A 13,304-nucleotide genomic window follows, 5' to 3' on the forward strand; every position below is an offset into this window, starting at 1 on the left:
AATTCAACACTTAATACCCACCAGCCATAATCACCGCTGAATGAGCAATCAGCCCCAGCGCGAGAACCGCCATAGAAATCAAAGTAAGAAGCATACCCACAAAGCGCGTCTTAATATCGTCTGATGGGTGCGTGAACCAATAGCCATGCAAAATGCGCCCCAAGGTGAACAAGACACCCAAAACATGCAGTGCAATCGGTGGTGTATTGAGCAGTGCTGCAACGCCCAGCATGAGGAAGAATATCGGTATATTTTCAACGGCATTACCGTGCCCACGCTGAAAATAGGATAACATTTTATTGCCACCATCACCGATTGAAATCTGTTCTGCTCGCCTGACGCCAATCACCTTCGCACTTAACCACAATACCAGCAGCGCGTTGATGCCAAGATAAAAGCCAACGATTGCAAATTCTGCCATAACCTAATCCTCACCTGTTTTATCTATTCTAGAACCAGTTTCCCGCTCTTAGCAATCTTACCTTGCTAAATAAGTTTTTGATAAAATTCCATAGACAGACCTATCATTTTTATCTATCTACTGATAAGTATATCTATCTACTGATAAGTAGTTTCACTCACCGACTTAAAAGGATAACACTATGATTGGATACACAACGATTGGTGTCAAAGATTTAGACGCTGCGAAGAAATTTTATTGCGATCTTTTCGATGCTGAAGTTCTCGTTGATGTTGGCCGTTTGGCTATGATTGGAAAATCAACAGACCAACCAATGGTCGCCGTTTGCACCCCCCATAACGAAGAAGCCCCAAGCTGCGGCAATGGATCAATGATCGCATTCCCAGGCGGATCAAAAGAAGGCGCTGCCGCTCTTTATAAAAAAGCAATCGCCCTTGGTGCAACAGATGAGGGCGAACCAGGCCCCCGCATTCCAGATGTCTTTTACGGCGCTTATGTCAAAGACCCCGATGGTAACAAGCTGTGTTTCTTTGATTTCAGCTAATTGACTCAAAGGACGCGGATTTAACAAACCGCGTCCTTTAACAAGCATCCGCCCTCTGATAATACTTGCTGTTTTATTCACATACTCATAGATAAAGCAGCATTCTTATTGTCCAAGGGATAGGCCCATGAGTGACCCGATCATCTATGTCGACGCAGACGCTTGCCCGGTTAAAGATGAAGTTTTGAAAGTAGCCGAGCGCCACAACATGGCAATTTATTATGTTGCCAACGCTTATATGAGGCTGCCTGAAGACACGCTGGTCAACAGGGTTGTTGTACCAGATGGACCAGATGTGGCCGATGACTGGATTGCCGAGCGTGCAGGTCAAAACGATGTGGTGGTGACAAATGACATCCCGCTGGCTGGCCGCTGCCTTGATAACAAGGCAATTGTCATTGGCTCCACAGGCAAAGAATTCACCGAAGCTGGCATCGGCCAAGCCCTCGCCTCACGCGCCCTTAATCAGCACCTTCGTGAAATAGGCGAAATCACCGGTGGCCCGCGCAGTTTTTCGCGAAATGATCGCTCTCAATTTCTACAAACCATGGAAAACGCCTGCCGAAGAGCAAAGCTTGGATAAACATGCTTTGAGTATACTGCATGCATAATAAATGGTGTTTTTGGATTCAATTTATACAAATTAAAAGAACTTGTTTTAATACTTAAAGCTTATAATATCGCGCAAAATTACGGTAAGAGATCAATATGGTTTTCAACCAGCATTTAACTAGACCCAGTCTTCTTTGCGCGAAGTGTTTATTCGCCGTAATGCTCTTAGTGCTGGCCAGCTGTAGCAGTAGTCGCGAGTTGGTGCGATCGCCTAATCTTTTCGCAAAAGGCACGGGCTACCCATCAGCCGAGCTTCTCCCTTCTCAAAAGACAACCACACCAAGATTATTCTATGTAACCGACCGCCAACCAAATAATAGTGGCTCATACGACGCTAAACGCTCTCCATCCATGGCTTTTGGCCATGTTGATGTCTCTTATGGTAATGGCCTCTCATGGAATAACCTCGTAGAAATAAGCAACTCTTCTAAACAAGCAAAATCCATCCCTTTGCAAATCACCAAAACGACTGAAACGACCAGGTTCCCGAGAACGCCGCTTCCTTTTTCGGTTCAAAACGGCCAGATAAAAACACTCCCCCAATCACAAAATATATATGACGCTAAAACCGCTGAGGTCCATGGAACCCTCTCAACAGAACTACAAAAGACCAATCGAAAAGATATCGTTCTTTTCATTCATGGTTTTAACAATAGCTTCGAACACGCCGCTTTTTCGCTTGCCGATGTATGGCACTATACTGGACGTGTGGGCGTGCCCGTTTTCTATAGCTGGCCGGCAGGAAATCGCGGATTGACCGGCTATTTCAAAGATACCGAAGCTGTAAAATTTTCAATTTTTCATTTTAAAGAAGCAATCAGAGTACTTTCCAGCACGCCTGGTCTGGAACGCATCCATATTGTCGCCCATAGCCGAGGCACAGAAGTTGTCACCACAGGGCTGCGAGAACTCGTCATTGAGGACAGAGCGCGCGGGTTGAACCCAAAACAAAGCCTAAAAATTCAAAATTTGATTTTAGCAGCACCCGACCTCGATTTCGGGGTTGTTCAACAAAGACTGATTGCGGAGCGTTTTGGTCCGGCAATTGGCCAAATCACCGTATATCTCAATCAAAACGATGGCGCTCTTGGCCTGTCGCAACGCATCGCATCTGGACAACGCTTTGGTCGGCTAACATTTGACGACTTGGACGAGGGCGACAAACAGATTTTTTCCCGCGTTAAAAATGTTCACTTCGTTAACATTCAAGATGTCCAAGGTCTGGTTAAACACGCTTATTTCCGCGAAAATCCAGGCGTCTTGTCAGATATTGCTATCGCCATTAGATACAATGCTCCCCCCGGCCACCCAAAACGGCCCTTGGAAAATACTGAGATCAACTTTTGGGAATTACCAAAAGGCTATCCATTCCAATAAGTCTGGCCAATAAGTCTGGCCAATAAACACACCAATCAAACAAAAACCCCAGATGAAAATCCGGGGTTTTGTCGTAGATGAGGTTATAAATTAGAAATTTCTCAAATTTACATAGCAGTCCAACCGCCATCAACGGAAATGGATGTTCCGGTAATTTGAGCAGCATGATCTGAAGCCAAAAACAGGGCCGTTCCACCCATTTGCTCAACTGTTGCAAAAGCTTTTGAAGGTGTACGGGTCAACATGACATTTCTAATCACCTCTTCACGACCCATATTATGCGCTTCCATCTGCTCTGGAATTTGAGATTCAATGAGTGGCGTCATCACATAGCCAGGACAAATCGCATTGCAGGTAATATCAATTTCTGCTGTTTCCAAACCAACTGTTTTTGTAAGGCCGATAATGCCATGCTTTGCAGCAATATAGGCTGACTTATAAGGTGAGGCCGACAAACCATGAGCAGAAGCAATATTAATGATACGCCCCCATCCTTGCGTCTTCATGAGTGGTAATGCTGCGCGGGTTGTATGAAACGCGGAAGATAAATTGATCGCAATAATCGCATCCCATTTTTCAGGTGGGAATTCATCGATCGGTGCCACATATTGGATGCCAGCATTATTCACCAGAATATCAACCGATCCCAAAGCTTCATTAGCTTTTTCAATCAGCGACGCGCATTCATCGCCCTTCGACATATCTGCTTTAATATAAACGACTTTTGAGCCGGTTTCTTTCGCAATTTTAGCGGCCAACGCATGATCTTCTTCCCTGTCGGTGAAAGAATTCAACACAACATTGATACCAGCTTTTGCAAATTCTTCAGCAATTCCAAGACCAATGCCTGAATTAGAACCCGTAACAACCGCATTTTTTCCTGCAGACATAGCTTTTCCTTTTGGTTATAAAATATTGCGCCGCAATATAAACGCATACTGACAAGGTGCAAGGTCACATTCATTCACAAATAATCAATTCGCTCATACACTCCATCTCCTCCAATTTAGCTGATTGCATGAACGGCAAAGACGCTGTAATCAAAGGACAGAAATCGAGCAGGTTTAAAACAGGCAAATTTAATGACTGACTATTTGACAAAGCCCCTTACCCGTCGCCAATCCGTTGCTGTCCAAGTTGGCTCCGTGCAAGTTGGCGGCAATGCGCCCGTGGTTGTGCAAAGCATGACCAACACAGACACGGCAGATATTAAAAGCACTGTCGAACAGGTTAAGGCCCTAGCCCTTGCCGGATCAGAGCTTGTGCGCATTACTGTTGATCGCGATGAGAGCGCGGCCGCTGTACCTTATATCAAGGCAGAACTTGATGAAGCCGGTGTCGATGTGCCGCTTGTCGGTGACTTCCATTATATCGGCCACAAGCTGTTAAAAGAATTTCCTGCCTGCGCCGAGGCACTCGCCAAATATCGCATCAATCCCGGCAATGTTGGCTTTAAAGCCAAACGCGACACACAATTTGCCGAGATGATTGAAATCGCCAACAAATACGACAAAGTGGTTCGTATCGGAGTCAACTGGGGGTCTCTCGATCAAGAATTGCTCACCAAACTGATGGATGACAATGCTGCGAACGGAAGCCCAATGACGGCCACACAAGTGATGTATGAAACCATCATCCAATCCGCTCTCTTGTCTGCTGATCGCGCAGAAGAGCTTGGCATGCCGCGCAATAAAATGATCTTGTCGGCCAAGGTCAGCCAAGTACAAGATTTGATTGCGGTCTACACCGACCTTGCCGGACGCTCAGACCATTGCCTACATCTGGGTCTCACTGAAGCTGGCATGGGCAGCAAAGGCATCGTCGCCTCTTCTGCCGCTATGGGTGTTTTGCTGCAACAAGGCATCGGCGACACCATTCGCATCTCGCTCACCCCTGAACCAGGCGGCGATCGCACCCGCGAAGTTCAAGTATCACAAGAACTTTTACAAACCATGGGCTTTCGTCAATTTGTGCCAATCGTCGCCGCCTGCCCCGGCTGTGGTCGCACAACATCAACCACCTTTCAGGAATTGGCACAGCAAATCCAAGCCGACATCCGCGACAGTATGCCAGAATGGCGTGAAAAATATCCCGGCGTTGAGGCTTTGAACGTCGCCGTAATGGGCTGCATCGTGAACGGTCCAGGCGAAAGCAAACACGCCGACATCGGTATCTCGCTCCCTGGCACTGGCGAAACCCCCGCCGCCCCCGTTTTCATAGACGGCGAAAAAGCGAAAACACTGCGCGGCGAAAACATCGCCGAAGATTTCAAAGTCATGGTCGCCGACTATATTGAAACCCGCTACGGCGTTTGAATTGCAGGTGATGATTGGATTAGGACAGGCTCGTATGTGAACTTAAACAGTCATGAATGAGATAATAACTGCCCTACAAGAATTGTAGACCGACTAGCGTAAATCAAAAAAGGAAACTCCATGGAGCATGTTCATATTGTTGGTATCTCTCCGCGAACAGGCACCACTCTTCTCGCCGAATTGATGACGTGCTGCTTTGAGTTTGACGGTTGGGCTGCACATGAGTTGAACATTTACTATTCTCCAAAGCCAAAAGTTGCCCGTTACTGTTCAAAGAATCCCAGAGATTTGTTGCGAGTGTCACGCTATCTTAAAAGATTCTCGAAGCTTTGGGTCTTATGTATGGTGCGGGATCCAAGAGACATTATTGTGAGTCGCCACCGTCTCGCTCCAGATACTTTCTGGTCAAATTTGGGAATCATTGAGCCCCGTTTCAAAGCATTAAATCGAATGTCAAACCACCCTCGTTTCATTACGGTTCACTATGAAGATCTCGTCACAGATCCGGACAAGATACAGGCCGAACTTGAAGCAACAATCCCGTTTCTGCAGAGGAAGCATGCTTTTTCATCCTTCGAACAAGTCGCCCGCCCGGCACAAAAAAGCCTACGCGCGATGAATGGGTTAAGAGCGATTTCTACTGACAGTATTAATCGTTGGAAGAATGACCTTCCCCGTGTAAAGGCACAGATCGAGCGTTACAGCACCATGGACGAAATGCTGCAGGTTTTGGGATACGAAACTAATAACGAATGGCATGGCCTTCTTGATAAAGTTAAAGCTGATAACGGCAAGAGCTATCATGAAGATAGATGTAATCCCCAACTTCATAAGAGAATCGCCAACCAGGCTGGAATTGGTCTGTTAGAGTTGCGCGCATTCCTCGGTGTTCCCAAGGCAAAGCCTATCGTAGCCAAATAGTCTTACTGAATGCCCCTAGCAGCAACTGCCCCTATAGAGCAGACGCCCAATACCACAGCATCAAGCGCATTCAATTTTAAATATATGCCCGCCGTCTTCGCTCACCTGTGACAACAGGCCATTGCCGCTCTCATTGCAATAGGCGGGCACGTCAATAACAGACATGGGGTCGGTGGTGTGGACTTCCAGAATATCGCCTGACGCGAGAGATTTCATTGCTTTTTGAATTTTCAAAACCGGCAAGGGACATTTCAACCCCTTCACATCCAAAATTGTCTCACTCACGGGCGATCATTCCTGCATTATATCCGTTCAACTTTCATCAACTAGCGCTAGCAGAACGGTGAAATCTCTGCAACACTATAGAAAATACGACCTGATCTTTAAATTACATGCCTGTCGCTTTGACAGAAAAGCAACGAGGTGCAAACGCAGATCAAGTAAAAAGAATACTTCTGAGCGCGATTTGGCGGGGGACAAATAGCGCAAAACCAGAAAAATGGGAGAGACAATGGGTATTTTATCGCGCCTGAAAACCGAGTTCATCTATCTAAGAGCTGCACTGCGTACCCTAAAGCGTACGACAAAAGTCGCGAAAAACAAGAACTATACATTTTCGCATATGATGGTTGATCTGGCAGCAGAACATGGTGAGCGACCAGCGCTTATATCCACAGACACCACCATGAGCTACAACCAGCTCAATGCACGAGCAAACCAATACACGCGCTGGGCACAAGCCCAAGGCGTCAAGAAAGGCGACTGCGTTGCGCTTCTGATGCCCAACAAGCCAGAATATGTTGCTGCATGGCTTGGCATCATTCGTGCCGGTGGCATTTGCGCGCTTTTGAACACAAATCTAACTGGAGCATCGCTTGCCCATTGCATCAACATCGTCACACCAAAAGCATGCATCATCGATGCAGAACTAGCAGATGCTTATGAAGGCACAACATCCCATATTGATGGCGATATAAACCCGTGGCTTTACGGGTCTGACGGCAGCTTCCCTCGGCTTGATAAAGCACTGAATGGAATATCTGATGCACCCTTAAGTGGTGGCGAGATTGTTCCTCTTACCACAGGAGATAAGGCTCTTTATATTTACACAAGTGGCACAACAGGCCTGCCAAAAGCTGCCAACATCATCCATTATCGCGTGATGGCAATTATGAATGCATTTGCCGCCGCAACTGAATCATCCCGCAATGATCGCATGTATGTCTGCTTGCCGCTCTATCATACTGCCGGCGGCATTATGGCAATTGGGATAGCGCTCACCATGGGTGGGTCTGTCTTTATTCGTGACAAATTCTCTGCCACCCATTTCTGGGATGATATTGCTGACAACAATTGCACTATGTTCCAATATATTGGCGAATTGTGCCGCTACCTTCTCAACTCTCCCCCTCACCCCAAAGAAGCAAAGCATAAGATACGCCTTGTTGATGGCAATGGTCTTAGGCCAGACATTTGGGAAGAATTCCAAACTCGTTTCAAAATTCCCTTTATTTTGGAATGGTATGCCTCAACCGAAGGCAATACCGTCTTTTTCAACTTTGACCAGAAAGTAGGCGCCATTGGTCGTTTGCCTAAATGGGCGGAGAAGAAATTTGTCACCGAGATCGTCAAATTCGATCAGGACACTGAAATGCCTGTGCGCGGCGCAGACGGCTATCTCGTCAAATGCGCACCGAATGAAATTGGCGAAGCTATCAGTCAAATTCTCAACGATCCTTCAAAACCTGCACAGCGTTTTGAAGGTTATGCAGACAAGGTGGCAACAGAGAAGAAAATCATTCGAGGTGCATTCGAAGAAGGCGATGCATGGTTCCGCTCTGGCGACCTCATCCGCAAAGATGAAATGGGTTATTTTTATTTCATCGACCGGATCGGCGACACCTTCCGGTGGAAGGGAGAAAATGTCGCGACCTCCGAGGTATCAGAAGCCATCACTGTGTTTAGCGGGGTAAAAGAAGCCAATGTCTATGGCGTTGAGATCAAGGGCATGGACGGCCGCGCCGGCATGGTATCGCTTGTGGTTGATGACGATTTTGATTTGGTTAAATTCCATGCACATATTTACGCAGAATTAGCTGATTACGCGCGTCCTCTTTTTATCCGCATACAAGAGGAAATGGAAGCCACCGGCACGTTTAAACAACGCAAAGTTGACCTTGTCAAAGAAGGCTTCAATCCTGATAAAATAAATGACAAGCTTTACTTCAATAAACCAAAAGAAGGGTCTTTTATCGCCATAAATCAAGAGCTATATCAACGCATAGAAAATGGTGAATTTAGGCTTTAAAACATATATTTCAAAGCACTATAGAGTACCCACAATAGGTCAAAAAACTAACTTCTAGCTGTTTTAACCTCATTGAGAATATAAAAGCTTTTGTAAAAGTATTTTCGGTATACTGGGCTAACTACGATAAAAGGTCCACAATTCTTGCCAGAAACCGCCATACAACAGGCTGCACCGATGTTCCAAATCATCGACGATAAAGCAGCATTATCACCGCAGTTTGTTGCTGCTTGGCGCGCCCTCAGCGAACGTGCCTATGTTCCAAATCCATTTTGGGATCCACATTTTTGTATCCCGGCAATGACCCTTGCAACCCCGGGCACTATAAAAATTGCAACCCTTACAAACCCCGATGGCTCTTTGGCGGCACTCGCTCCCTTCACCTTAAAACGCGTGATGAAAGTCGGACCAAAGGTTGCCGTACTGTGGACGCACGATTATATCCCGTTGGGAACACCTCTGATCGCAGCAGCCGATGAAACGGCATTTCAATCACTGCTACTTGGCATAATGAATGAAACAGGCAGCCCCCTTCTTGCCTATGCTTTGAAGCAACTCCCTAAATTGGGCACGCTATCAAAAGATATTATAGCGACCCATGTCATCGACACACATCATCGCGCAGCCCTACAAAGCAGCGAACCGGGCGAAACCTATCGCCGCGCAACATTATCAAAACAACGACGCCAAGGACTGGATCGTCGTTTTAGACGGCTGGGCGAGCGCACCGCTCATTTGGGTAAACTTGAGATAGACCTTTGCCGCGACCCAGAAATTATCCCGTCAAGATTTGAAGCCTTTATGCGCCTTGAACAAGTGGGTTGGAAAGGCGGCAATAATACCGCGCTGCTAAGCAATAAGCTCCATGCAGACTTTGCACGTGATGCAGCCCTCAAACTAGCTCAACGACAATCAGCCATGGTAGCTACACTCAAAGCTGGTGAAACCGTTTTGGCCGCCCTTACCCTATTTCAAATAAATGGTGAGACCTTCTCATGGAAAACAGCTTTTGATAACAATTACAAAGAATGCTCCCCAGGCACCCAACTTCTTGCACGATTTGCCGACCCAGTCATGGGATGCGGCGAACCTTTCAGGCTTGATTCATGTGCCGCTGCAAATAATGAAATAGCCAATGCCATATGGGGCGAGCGTGTATGCGTACAAAATATTATTTTTTCAACACCGGCTCAATCAACTCAAGCAAACGCCATAAAGCACGCAGAACAGCTAAAGCAGCAAACAAAGCAAAAATTGAAATCTATATTAAACCGATAGCAGAATATTCACTCTAGATCGTGAAACCAAATTACTGCGGTTCACTGGTCATAATCAGCGTCCAAAATACCTTGTATTTGCTTTTCGAATTGACCGCTTTTGCGATGCCCATACGCGTGACTTTTTTGTTCAAAAGATTAGCATTATGCCCTTTTGAATTAGTCCATCCCGAAAAAGCCGCAGCAAAACTACGATATCCCGCACTCAGATTTTCAACGGAGTGACCGCGCTTGTTTTCCAATCGCCGTATGCGACTTCTAAATGATCCACCGATCGAATGCCCAATCTTCTTAGCTTTAGCCTGCGCATTTGCATGACTTTGCGCAAGAGCTACCAAGTTTGTGTCTATCACGACAGGTTTTAATCCCTTAGAGACACGGTACGTTGAGATGGTCCGTGCCGCATCTTTCAGATCCAGAATAGACCCTGCTGATTCAAGATTGCGATAAAAAGCAGGAGGTGCATTCTCAACGACCGGAGCAGGTTTTTCCGCACAGGCAGACAAGAATAAAGTAAGACCAAAAAACGTCGTCAGAGCAGCTGGGCGGCTCATCATCTTTATTATATTAATCACTTAATCATCCCCCGCATCATTTTCAATTTCAGCGCTCATACGCTGGTCCTTGCGCTGTATTTGCGTCGTCGGCTCAGCATCAGAAGCAACATATTGCATCACATCACCTTGAGTCGTTTTAATATGCAAATCACGTTGTGGGAAAGGAATCTCAACGCCCGCTTCTTTAAGCTTGGTAAAAATGGCAAAACGAAGATCGCTGCGCACTGAAAGACTGTTTCCACAATCAGCAATAAACCCGCGCAATTGGAAATCAAGCGAACTGGCACCAAAGTCCATAAACACAACTTGTGCTTCGGGATAAGTAAGAAGCAGAGGGTGTGCTTTTGCTACCTCCAGCAGATGTTCACGCACTTCATTGGCGTCACTATCATAACCCACACCAACATTGATAATAATTCGACCAATCTTATTGCCGTACATCATGTTTTTGACAGACCCTGAGATGAAGTCCGCATTTGGCACAATGACCGTTGCTCTATCAAAAGTTTCAATCTCTGTAGAGCGCACGTTGATTTTTCTCACCGTGCCTTCTTCGCCACCAACCATGATCCAGTCACCGGCCTTGATCGGCCTTTCAGCGAGAAGAATGATTCCCGAAACAAAGTTACTAACAATGCTCTGCAATCCAAAACCAATACCAAGTGACAAAGCACCAGCAACAATCGCAAGATTGCTTAAGTCCAGTCCTGCTTGCGAAAATGCAATCATCACCGAGCCAATGAAACCAAGATACCCCATCCCGGTTACAATCGAATTACGCAATCCTATATCAAGTCGCGTGGTCGGTAAAAATCGCGTCGAAAGCCATGATTGGAATGAACGCGTTATTAGAATACCAATTACCAATACGATCACAGAAGTCACAATGATCGCAGGTGAAATCGAAAACTCGCCAATTTTAATTTCACGGAAAAGGTTGAGCAAGTCATCCCAGATGCCAGTGGTATCAAATCCCCAAGACGCCGCAAAAAAGCTTAGACCAAGCAGGGTAAGAAGAATTTTACCTACCCCTGACAAGAGCATCATCATCTGAGTATAGCGCTGCTCTTTCACATTACTGGTGTGAATGATTGGAACACCACCATCATCAGGTGTCGGCGTCTGTGTTCCAAGGCAGCTATCGATAAGCGCAAAACAAATATAGAGGATCGCGGCGATAATACCCGCAATAATAACTTGCCCAACCGAGAAAGCCGCGAGGTAGGTATATCCCAAGAACGGCGCTAACAAAGCAATCAAAAATCCAGCAAAAACAAAGACGCCAAGAAATCTGATAATCAAAATATCAGTAAAATGCTGTTCAGGCATATCAACCTCTTTAGGTCGATAAAAATATCCCCCCAGAGCCACACCAGCAAAAGACACAGACATGATTCCATAAACGAAACCAATAAAGTCTAGCGAGGCGACAAGTGTGCGTGCAAAATCCACAACAAGAAAGCCAACAAGCGCAATTGTCAGGCATATGATCGTAATACGATGGATATATTGAGCCATTTCATCGCTGATCGATACAAGCCGATAAGCAGGAAACTTCGGTGCCAGAATAGCCTGACTTAAACCACGCGCCACGGCATAATAAATCAGGGTTTCAAGCACAGCCCATAAAAGCTCGGATAAACTAGGTGAAAGCACACCGACCTGATTGAGTACCACCAGAACAAGAGCAGGGACCAGCGAAAACAAAATGACATTTCGCAAAACTTGTTGGAGTGCGTTAAATCCCCGTCTTTCGTAAAAAGCATGCGAGCGATCTTCATCGTCATTCATTGAAGTAGGAGATGAAAGTCGCAAAGGACGGAAAAACTTTAACAACAAGACAGCAAGAGCTATCGCACCTAAAAGCGCGGAGAAGAAGGCCGTTGGCGCTTCGGACAAGACCCGATTACCCCCGCTCGTCAATATGGCAATCACACCACTCGTAAAAGGCACAATTTCCTTGGCTGATGAAATCCACAACGAAGGCAAAATCAATGACTTAAATCGTTCTAACAATCGGTCAGTAAACTTTGTGCGCCTCAGCTCTGTTATTTCTTCAATAAGTTCATCACTGCGCAAAACAATAACCTGCGCCCGGCCAAGCTGCGCATTAAGCGTGGTAACTTGCCCACCGAGCTCGGCAATATCTTTTATTAATGCCTTCTCTGCATCAGACTGCGGCTTCTTTCTATCATCGCTCTTCGGCGCATCAAGTGGCGTAGCATTTTCAGCTCGCTCTTCATTGTCTGGCGATAATTCACTCTTTCCTTGCTCCACCGCATTTTCAGTATCTTCAGCCGGAGGCGGCGTGGTATCACTCACCAATATGCCATTTTCAGCTTCGGTCAATTTTTTAAGTCGAACCGATAAATTCTGTACCTCCGGTTCTAATTCTTGAGAAAACTGAATCGAGGCATCACGAATATTGGTCACCCGTTCACGGAAAGCGACCAGCTCTTCCTTCGTAATACTGCCCCGTTTAATAGCGCTCATGATCTGATCAAGCTCGGCAGCCCATCCCTCGATCCTCTGATCGACATTAGGTGGTTTCACTGCACTATCTTGATTGTTTTGCGCATACCCAAACGAGGAAGCGCAGACCAAAAAGACCAACATAACGCTAAAGGTTAGTGATGTTTTCAAGTAGTTCATGTATGACATTGGCGTACAATTCAAAAAAATGGATCAACTCATCTAAAACAACATTGAAGCTATAATTCTCTTACTACCTTATTCGTTCGCGAAGCCCAATAGCTAGAACACGTAGATTGAGCACATGTGAGTAAACTTTGCTCTAGCCTCAATACAAGCCCTTTGATATGCAGATAGTCTGGTCCCGTAGCTCAGCTGGATAGAGCGTCGGATTCCTAATCCGAAGGCCACGCGTTCGAATCGCGTCGGGATCACCACGCCAAGCTTTCTCACGCCTACCATTGGCCCGTTATGCATATAGAATTGCAAAGCTTACAAGG

General features: G+C 46.1%; 12 protein-coding genes and 1 tRNA gene. 8 read left to right on the plus strand and 5 right to left on the minus strand.

What is annotated here, in order from left to right:
• Nucleotides 1-10: 10 nt before the first annotated feature.
• Nucleotides 11-421, minus strand: a complete 411-nt coding sequence (locus ABJ081_00175) for an MAPEG family protein (GenBank protein MEP6355083.1) — start codon at nucleotides 419-421, stop codon at nucleotides 11-13.
• Between the two features lie 181 nt (nucleotides 422-602).
• Here ABJ081_00175 and ABJ081_00180 point away from each other — a divergent pair, with 181 nt between their 5' ends.
• The 3 genes from ABJ081_00180 (at nucleotide 603) to ABJ081_00190 (ending at nucleotide 2,954) form a co-directional block, all read left to right on the plus strand.
• Nucleotides 603-965, plus strand: a complete 363-nt coding sequence (locus tag ABJ081_00180) for a VOC family protein (GenBank protein MEP6355084.1) — start codon at nucleotides 603-605, stop codon at nucleotides 963-965.
• Between the two features lie 127 nt (nucleotides 966-1,092).
• On the plus strand, nucleotides 1,093-1,548 hold the full coding sequence (locus tag ABJ081_00185; protein ID MEP6355085.1) for a YaiI/YqxD family protein: 456 nt from the start codon (nucleotides 1,093-1,095) through the stop codon (nucleotides 1,546-1,548).
• A gap of 230 nt (nucleotides 1,549-1,778) precedes the next feature.
• Nucleotides 1,779-2,954 carry an alpha/beta hydrolase gene (locus tag ABJ081_00190; protein MEP6355086.1) on the plus strand — a complete coding sequence of 392 codons (1,176 nt, stop codon included), beginning with the start codon at nucleotides 1,779-1,781 and terminating at the stop codon, nucleotides 2,952-2,954.
• Nucleotides 2,955-3,061: 107 nt separating this feature from the next.
• Here ABJ081_00190 and ABJ081_00195 read toward each other — a convergent pair whose 3' ends face one another.
• On the minus strand, nucleotides 3,062-3,844 hold the full coding sequence (locus tag ABJ081_00195) for a 3-hydroxybutyrate dehydrogenase (protein ID MEP6355087.1): 783 nt from the start codon (nucleotides 3,842-3,844) through the stop codon (nucleotides 3,062-3,064).
• A 192-nt stretch (nucleotides 3,845-4,036) separates the two neighbouring features.
• Here ABJ081_00195 and ispG point away from each other — a divergent pair, with 192 nt between their 5' ends.
• Entirely contained in the window at nucleotides 4,037-5,269 is a 1,233-nt protein-coding gene (ispG, locus tag ABJ081_00200) for a flavodoxin-dependent (E)-4-hydroxy-3-methylbut-2-enyl-diphosphate synthase (GenBank protein MEP6355088.1), read from the plus strand.
• Between the two features lie 120 nt (nucleotides 5,270-5,389).
• Nucleotides 5,390-6,190, plus strand: coding sequence for a hypothetical protein (locus tag ABJ081_00205; protein MEP6355089.1), 801 nt, complete (start codon nucleotides 5,390-5,392; stop codon nucleotides 6,188-6,190).
• Between the two features lie 60 nt (nucleotides 6,191-6,250).
• Here ABJ081_00205 and ABJ081_00210 read toward each other — a convergent pair whose 3' ends face one another.
• Nucleotides 6,251-6,475 (minus strand): sulfurtransferase TusA family protein, encoded by a 225-nt coding sequence (locus tag ABJ081_00210; GenBank protein ID MEP6355090.1) that lies wholly within the window; start codon nucleotides 6,473-6,475, stop codon nucleotides 6,251-6,253.
• Between the two features lie 214 nt (nucleotides 6,476-6,689).
• Between ABJ081_00210 and ABJ081_00215 the strand changes: the two genes are divergently transcribed.
• On the plus strand, nucleotides 6,690-8,498 hold the full coding sequence (locus ABJ081_00215; protein ID MEP6355091.1) for a long-chain-acyl-CoA synthetase: 1,809 nt from the start codon (nucleotides 6,690-6,692) through the stop codon (nucleotides 8,496-8,498).
• A 144-nt stretch (nucleotides 8,499-8,642) separates the two neighbouring features.
• Nucleotides 8,643-9,776 carry a GNAT family N-acetyltransferase gene (locus tag ABJ081_00220; protein MEP6355092.1) on the plus strand — a complete coding sequence of 378 codons (1,134 nt, stop codon included), beginning with the start codon at nucleotides 8,643-8,645 and terminating at the stop codon, nucleotides 9,774-9,776.
• A gap of 31 nt (nucleotides 9,777-9,807) precedes the next feature.
• On the opposite strand, the gene ABJ081_00225 is transcribed toward ABJ081_00220, so the two are convergent.
• Together ABJ081_00225 and ABJ081_00230 are read right to left on the minus strand one after the other, a co-directional pair.
• Nucleotides 9,808-10,350 (minus strand): CAP domain-containing protein, encoded by a 543-nt coding sequence (locus tag ABJ081_00225; protein MEP6355093.1) that lies wholly within the window; start codon nucleotides 10,348-10,350, stop codon nucleotides 9,808-9,810.
• Nucleotides 10,351-12,885 carry a DUF3772 domain-containing protein gene (locus tag ABJ081_00230; GenBank protein ID MEP6355094.1) on the minus strand — a complete coding sequence of 845 codons (2,535 nt, stop codon included), beginning with the start codon at nucleotides 12,883-12,885 and terminating at the stop codon, nucleotides 10,351-10,353. It lies immediately after the preceding gene.
• 279 nt (nucleotides 12,886-13,164) lie between these two features.
• Between ABJ081_00230 and ABJ081_00235 the strand changes: the two genes are divergently transcribed.
• Nucleotides 13,165-13,241: transfer RNA gene (locus ABJ081_00235), tRNA-Arg, on the plus strand.
• Nucleotides 13,242-13,304: the final 63 nt, after the last annotated feature.

It is taken from the genome of Hyphomicrobiales bacterium, from assembly GCA_039989895.1.
Classification (GTDB): Bacteria; Pseudomonadota; Alphaproteobacteria; order Rhizobiales; family JACESI01; genus JACESI01.

What these genes read in the sequence shown, in the direction of transcription:
- ABJ081_00205 (MEP6355089.1), top strand. Translation starts at nt 5,390, where the DNA reads ATGGAGCATGTTCATATTGTTGGTATCTCTCCGCGAACAGGCACCACT.
- ABJ081_00180 (MEP6355084.1), top strand. Translation starts at nt 603, where the DNA reads ATGATTGGATACACAACGATTGGTGTCAAAGATTTAGACGCTGCGAAG.
- ABJ081_00215 (MEP6355091.1), top strand. Translation starts at nt 6,690, where the DNA reads ATGGGAGAGACAATGGGTATTTTATCGCGCCTGAAAACCGAGTTCATC.
- ABJ081_00195 (MEP6355087.1), bottom strand. Translation starts at nt 3,844, where the DNA reads ATGTCTGCAGGAAAAAATGCGGTTGTTACGGGTTCTAATTCAGGCATT.
- ispG (MEP6355088.1), top strand. Translation starts at nt 4,037, where the DNA reads ATGACTGACTATTTGACAAAGCCCCTTACCCGTCGCCAATCCGTTGCT.
- ABJ081_00185 (MEP6355085.1), top strand. Translation starts at nt 1,093, where the DNA reads ATGAGTGACCCGATCATCTATGTCGACGCAGACGCTTGCCCGGTTAAA.
- ABJ081_00175 (MEP6355083.1), bottom strand. Translation starts at nt 421, where the DNA reads ATGGCAGAATTTGCAATCGTTGGCTTTTATCTTGGCATCAACGCGCTG.